The organism is Candidatus Omnitrophota bacterium (assembly GCA_016929445.1).
Taxonomy (GTDB): domain Bacteria; phylum Omnitrophota; class Gorgyraeia; order JAFGIU01; family JAFGIU01; genus JAFGIU01.
The window spans coordinates 1-6,675 of the sequence record JAFGIU010000072.1 but is presented as its reverse complement, the minus strand read 5'-3'; the positions used below and the strand labels follow the sequence as shown (position 1 = coordinate 6,675).

Here is a 6,675-nt window from a genome sequence, read left to right as displayed (position 1 = left end):
GGCCACACTCATGAACAAGGGCTTGGAGATTATCGAAGCGCGCTGGCTTTTCCGGCTCGACGTGGAACAGATCGAAGTGGTCATCCACCCGGAGGCGATTATCCATTCCATGGTGGAGTGGGTGGACGGCACCCTGATGGCCCAGATGTCTTTTCCGGATATGTGGTTGCCTTTACAGTACTCCCTCACGTATCCTGATCGCTTGCCTTCGCAGATTCCGGGGTTAAAGCTTTCGGATCTGGGGCAACTGAGCTTTGAAATCCCGGACAGGGACTCCTTTCCTTGCCTGGGATTGGCTTGGGAGGCGGCCCGTGTGGGCGGGAATATGCCTTGCGTCCTCAATGCGGCCAATGATGTGGCGGTGGCTGCTTTTCTGAAGGGTCGAATTGGTTTTATGCAGATCCCTGATATCATAGAAAAAGTAATGAGTCGCCACCGGAGCACGGACCAGTGGGACTTGGAGGGGATCTTGGAATTGGATGATTGGGCGCGCGCGGAAGCGGGTGTCTTGGTAAAGGAGCTTGTGGCCCCATGATGACAGTGTTGGCCTTCTTGGTTGTATTGAGTGCGCTTATTTTTGTGCACGAGCTCGGGCACTTTCTGGTTGCGCGTTGGTGCGGTGTTTTAGTGGAGCGTTTTTCGATCGGCTTTGGCAAGGAATTTGTGGGGTGGACCCGGGGCCATACCCGCTACTCCATTTGTTGGATCCCTTTTGGGGGTTACGTGAAAATGGGAGGGGAAGAAGCCGGCACCGGTACCGGAAAGCCATGGGAATTTTCTTCCAAGCCTGTTTGGGCGCGCGCGCTTATTATCTTTGCGGGTGCGGGTTTTAACATGCTTTTTGCCTTTCTGGTCTTCTGGTACATCTTTGCCACCGGGCACCCGAATCTCGCGGCAGCTGTGGGCCATTTGGTGGAGGAACACCCGGCTGCAGCTGCGGGCGTAAAGGTCGGAGACCGGGTGCTCGCAGTTGGCGGCGTGAAAATCCAGACCTGGGATGATATGACCAAGCAGATCCGCAACAGCTCCCCGGCGGGTGTGAGCCTGAGTCTGGATCGCGAAGGCGAGAGAATCGAGATCGTTGTGGTTCCCATGGTCAAGGAGATTAAAGATATTTTCGGCAAGACCCGGACCGTCAATATGGTGGGTATCGGCCCGGCACAAGAGATTCTCATGCTCAAGGCCGGGCCGTTTCAGGCTGCCGGCAAGGCTGCCTGGGAGACTCTGCGCATTACGGGTTATACCTATCGCGGAATTTGGGGGGTTTTTACGGGCGGGATCCCGATGAAATCCCTGAGCGGGCCCGTGGGAATCGCGGTCTTGAGCGGGCGTGCCGCAGAGCTTGGTTTTGCCTATTTCCTGGTTCTTCTGGCAACGATCAGTATCAACTTGGGTGTGATCAATTTGCTGCCTTTACCGGTCTTTGACGGCGGCCATCTCATGTTTTTGGCTGTGGAGGCATTGCGAAGAGGCCGCGCCGTGAGCGAGAAGGTCCAACTCGTGGCCCAACAAGTGATGGTCTTTGCATTGATTGCCCTGATGCTGGTGGTCACCTACAACGATTTTGTCGGATTGATTCTAAAGAGCGGATGAGTGAATGACTGAAACGAATGTTCAGCGTTGGTCCCAGGCTTTTCTTCCCACCTTGCGTGAAGCGCCTGCAGAAGCAGAGGCTGCAAGCCATCAATTGATGTTGCGGGCGGGGTTGGTTCGCAAGCTCATGGCCGGCGCGTACAGTTACCTGCCGCTGGGACTTAGGGTCTTGGCCAAGGCAACGCGTATTGTGCGCGAAGAAATGAATCGCGGCGGCGGACAGGAACTCTTAATGCCCGGGCTTCAGCCCGCGGACTTGTGGAAGCAGACCGGGCGTTATGACCTCATGCGTGAGATCCTTTACACCTTTGAGGACCGGCACGGCAAAGAGGTAGTTCTGGGGCCCACGCATGAGGAGATCATTACCTCCATTGTGAAGAACCACGTGCAGTCTTACCGCCAACTCCCGCTTCTGCTCTATCAGATCCAGACTAAATTCAGGGATGAGGCCCGGCCGCGCTATGGAGTGGTGCGCAGCTGTGAGTTTGTGATGAAGGACGCCTACAGTTTTGATAAGGATTTTGAGGGCTTGGACAAGGTCTACGACCGGATGCTTGAGGCCTACAAGCGCATCTTCTCGCGTTGCGGGTTGCGTGTGGTGATTTGTGAAGCAGACTCCGGGGCCATGGGCGGGAAGGCATCTCAGGAGTTCATGGTGCCGTCGCCGTGGGGAGAGGATGTGGTCGTGGAGTGCGATGCCTGGGGCGAGGGACGCGCGATGAGCTTGGAGATTGCGCCGAGTCCCGTGCCTCCGGCTGCGGAGGCCTCAGGTGCCGTGCCTTCTCCGGAAAAGGTCCCGACGCCGGGCAAGCATACGGTGGAGGAGGTTTCCCAACTCCTGAAAGTGCCGGCCGGGCGAATCCTCAAGACTCTTTTGTTGGACACGGACAAGGGAATTGTGGCTGCGGTCGTGAGAGGAGATCATGAGCTCAACCCCATCAAGCTGGCGCGCTTGCTCGGTTGTCGTTCCGTAGAGCTGGCCGCTCCGGCGGTTGTGGAGAAAATTTCAGGGGCACCCTTGGGTTTTGCCGGGCCCGTGGGGTTGAACGGAGTGACTCTGGTGGTGGATCATGCGGCAATGGGAGTGCACGATGGTGTTTCCGGTGCGAATGAGACCGACACACATCTTCTCCACGTGCAGCCGGGCCGGGATTTCGAAGCGCAGGTGCTCGGGGATATTCGCTTTGTCACGGAACAGGATTTGGACGGGACCGGCAACCCCTTCCGCTTGACGACCACAGTGGAGATTGGCCATGTGTTCAAGCTGGGCACCCACTACAGCGATCTTCTGCAGGTGAAGTACCTGGATGAGGCCGGGGCCGAACAGGTGGTGGTCATGGGTTGCTACGGGATTGGCGTGAACCGCATTGTGTCCTCCGCCATCGAACAGAACCACGACAAGGACGGGATTATCTGGCCCGAATCGCTGGCGCCCTACGATGTGTTGGTGGTGCCCTTGGAGGCCGCGGGGGAGGCAGCCATGGCCTTGGGTGAGCAGATCAGCGCTGAGCTGGGGGCCGAAGGCCTCGAGGTGCTGCTCGACGACCGGCCGCTTCAGACCGGGGCCAAGCTGAAGGATGCGGATTTGATCGGCATTCCCTGGCGCGTGGTGATCGGGAAGAAGGGAATCGAACGAGGTGAGGTGGAACTTTCAAACCGGCGCACCAAGGAGAGCGAGTGGGTGAAGCCGCAGGGAGTCGCCGGGTTACTGAAGAAGCGCCGCCCGGCTTGACACTGGGCCGTGACCTGCCTATCATAGGACCTAGTCCGGAGGGACTTTTGTGAGTGGGTAATGCACCCACTTTTTTTTGTACTTGGCGCTGAGCAAGAGGCAAGAGATGTCGCATCCACTTGAAGGGTCTTTAGTTGAGATCATCAAACCCCTGGTGGAAGGCGCGGATGCGGAACTTGTCCAACTCAGTTGCCGGCCCTCGGGAGGACGGCTCCACCTGGAAATCCTGGTGGACCGGACCGGGGGCATTAACCTGGATGTCTGCGCGGATCTCAACCGCAAGATTGGGGATGTGTTAGAGGCCTCCGGAACCCTGGATCAGGCCTATGTCTTGGAGGTTTCCTCCCCGGGCCTCGATCGTCCCCTGAGTTCGGACCGGGATTTTGAAAAGGCCTTGGGCAGTGTGCTCGAGATTTTCTCCGATACACCCGGAGTTTCGGGAGTGACCGGTACGCTCCAAGTTGTCGAAGCCGATAGCATTCAATTGGGGCTTGAAAGCGGCGAAGTCATCCGTATTAAGCGCTCCGATATTGGGAAGGCGCGACGAAAGATAACGTTTTAGGTTCTGAGGCATAAGAATAATGAACGGCGAACTGCTTGCAGTTTTAGATCATATTGAGAGAGACAAAGGAATCAGCCGCAAAGTGCTCATCGAAGCGGTCGAGGCCGCGCTGGTGAGTGCGGCCCGGAAGACTATTGGCGGCGAGGAAACGGACGAATTTGTAGTCACATTGGACGGGATCAGCGGGCAGATTGAGGTTTTCATTAACGGCGAGAAGTACGAGACTCCGGATTTTGGACGCATAGCCGCTCAGACCGCCAAGCAAGTGATCATCCAGAAGATTCGCGAGGCCGAGCGTGACGTTGTCTTTGTAGAGTACCAGGCCAAGGTGGGTGAACTGGTCAACGGAATTATCCACCGGTTTGAACGCGGGGATCTGATTGTGGATCTGGGGCGCACGGAGGCTGTATTGCCGCGTCGAGAGCAATCTCCGCGGGAAGAATACCGCCAGGGTGAGCGCTTGCGCGCCTATGTCCTGGATGTGCGGCGCAACACCAAAGGGCAGCAGATCATCCTCTCCCGCACGCATCCGGGATTGATTCAGGAACTTTTCGAGTTGGAGGTCCCGGAAATTTACGACGGGATCGTTGAAATCAAGTCCATTGCGCGTGAGCCCGGCGAGCGTTCCAAGGTTTCGGTGTTCTCCAATGATGACAAGGTGGATTCTGTCGGGGCTTGTGTGGGGATGCGCGGCACGCGTGTCAAGTCCATTGTGCGCGAGCTCCAAGGCGAGAAGGTGGATATTGTGCGATGGAGTGATGAGATTCGCTCCTACATCGCCGCGGCATTGAATCCTGCTGAGATCGATCGCATGGATGTGGATCTTGAGCGCAAGCATTCCGAGATTATAGTCGAGGACAGCCAGCTTTCGTTGGCCATTGGGAAACGCGGGCAGAATGTACGGCTGGCCTCGAAGCTTACCGGTTGGACGATCGATATTCGCAGCGAGTCTGCAGCGGAGGCGCTTCGAGGCCTGGCCTTAAGTCAGTTGCCTTCGGTAGGAGCCAAAACTGAGGAAGCTTTGCGCGATGCCGGGTATCTCAATGTGGATATGATTGCTCGTGCCTCGGTCGAAGCGTTGACTCAGGTTCCCGGTGTGGGTGAGAAGGGCGCTGAGAAGATGATCGAGTCAGCCAAGGAGTTGGTGCAGGACACTCTTTCCAAGGTCACGCGAGTGATGCCCTCCTTTGGTATCAGAGATGCGGATGACGAGGAGGGGTCCGGCGAAGAGAGCAGCAGACCCGCGCGGAGAGTCCGGGGGCCGGCGCTCAGCGCGGCCGAAAAACTTTTTGGTTCCGATGAGGAAGAGGTCTCTGCCGAAGAAGAGGAGTCTCCGGAGGCTGAGCCGGTTCAAGAGGCTGAGCCGATACAAGATTCCGAGGATTTAGAAGACATCGAGGAAGTGGAAGAAGACAAACAGGGAGCATAAGCGAGTGGGTGTGCGTGTCCATCAGATAGCTAAAGAATTGGGAATCCCCAGCAAAGAGCTTGTTGAAAAGCTGAATGGCATGGGGGTTTCCGTCAAAGGACACATGAGCGCACTTGAAGAGAGTGTTGCCGCGGAGGTCCGCGCGAAGCTTGGCTCTGCCGCCTTTGCCAAGGCGGCCAAGGCAGAAAAGCCCAAGAAGGCCCCGGAGCCTGTTCCGGCTCCGCCCAAGCCAGTTGCCGCACCCGCTCCGGCCCCCAAGGCAACGCCGCCTAGGCCTGTGGCCTCCTCTGCCAAGGCTGACGCTTCCGCCAAGGCTCCGGCGCCCAAGCAGCCGGCTTACAAACCCTCTATGGGATCTCGCCCCGGATTCAGGCCTAAGTCCGGCAGGCGCAAGCAGGCTGTGCCTCCGCCGATTAATCGTGTGGAACTCCCTCCCATCCCGGTGCCCGATAAGAATCAGGAGCTGCGTGACCTCACGTTGGATATTCCTCTGACGGTTAAAGACTTCGCAATCAAGCTGGGTCTTAAACCCAGCCAGGTGATTCAAATTCTGATGAAGCAGAAGGTCTTTGCAAATATTAATCAGTATTTGGACGATGAAGAGTTGATTTCAAATATTGCCCTGGAATATGGATTTATCATCCAGCGTTCGCAGACTAAGGAAGAGGAACTTCTTGCCGTTCATGATGAAGAGGATAAGGACGAGAAGCGTGTATCCCGCCCTCCGGTTGTGACATTTATGGGGCACGTCGACCACGGGAAGACTTCGCTCTTGGACATGATCCGGAAGGCCAAGGTTGCCGAGGGAGAGATCGGCGGAATTACTCAGCACGTGGCTGCCTATGAAGTTGTCTCGGATAGGGGCAGGATCACCTTTCTGGATACCCCGGGCCATGCGGCTTTTACGCAGATGCGGGCGCGCGGGGCGAATGCCACGGATATCGTGGTGCTGGTCGTAGCTGCGGATGACGGGATTATGGCTCAGACAGATGAGGCCATTGATCATGCCCGGGCTGCCAATGTTCCGCTGGTTGTGGCCATCAATAAGGTGGATCTGCCCACAGCCAATGTGGACCGGGTTAAACAACAGTTGGCTGAGCGGGATCTGACTCCGGAGGATTGGGGGGGCAAGACCATCACCGTGGAAGTCTCGGCAAAAACGGGGCAGGGTATCGACGATCTGCTGGAGATGATGATTTTGGAAGCGGAGATTTTGGAGCTCAAGGCCAATCCCAAAAGGTTGGCCAGGGGTGTTGTGGTGGAGGCTCATCTGTCACCGCGCGGCGGCTCCATGGCTACGGTTATTACCCAAGACGGCATGCTGCATGTGGGGGATCCGGTGCTCTGCGGGGACCACTC

General features: G+C 57.1%; 6 protein-coding genes. All 6 read left to right on the top strand.

From position 1 onward, the window contains the following. A partial coding sequence (locus JW937_06280) for a 1-deoxy-D-xylulose-5-phosphate reductoisomerase (protein MBN1587016.1) occupies positions 1–535 on the top strand: 535 nt, incomplete at its 5' end. After that, positions 532–1,593, top strand: coding sequence for an RIP metalloprotease RseP (gene rseP, locus JW937_06275; protein MBN1587015.1), 1,062 nt, complete (start codon positions 532–534; stop codon positions 1,591–1,593). The genes JW937_06280 and rseP, both read left to right, overlap by 4 nt. 4 nt (positions 1,594–1,597) lie before the next feature. Next, a complete protein-coding gene (locus JW937_06270) occupies positions 1,598–3,325 on the top strand; it encodes a proline--tRNA ligase (GenBank protein MBN1587014.1) in 1,728 nt (575 codons plus the stop codon). Positions 3,326–3,431: 106 nt separating this feature from the next. Beyond that, on the top strand, positions 3,432–3,887 hold the full coding sequence (locus JW937_06265; protein ID MBN1587013.1) for a ribosome maturation factor RimP: 456 nt from the start codon (positions 3,432–3,434) through the stop codon (positions 3,885–3,887). A 19-nt stretch (positions 3,888–3,906) separates the two neighbouring features. Beyond that, a complete protein-coding gene (gene nusA, locus JW937_06260; protein ID MBN1587012.1) occupies positions 3,907–5,316 on the top strand; it encodes a transcription termination/antitermination protein NusA in 1,410 nt (469 codons plus the stop codon). Between the two features lie 4 nt (positions 5,317–5,320). Beyond that, positions 5,321–6,675, top strand: a 1,355-nt coding sequence (locus JW937_06255; GenBank protein MBN1587011.1) for a translation initiation factor IF-2 N-terminal domain-containing protein, incomplete at its 3' end; no start/stop codon positions are given.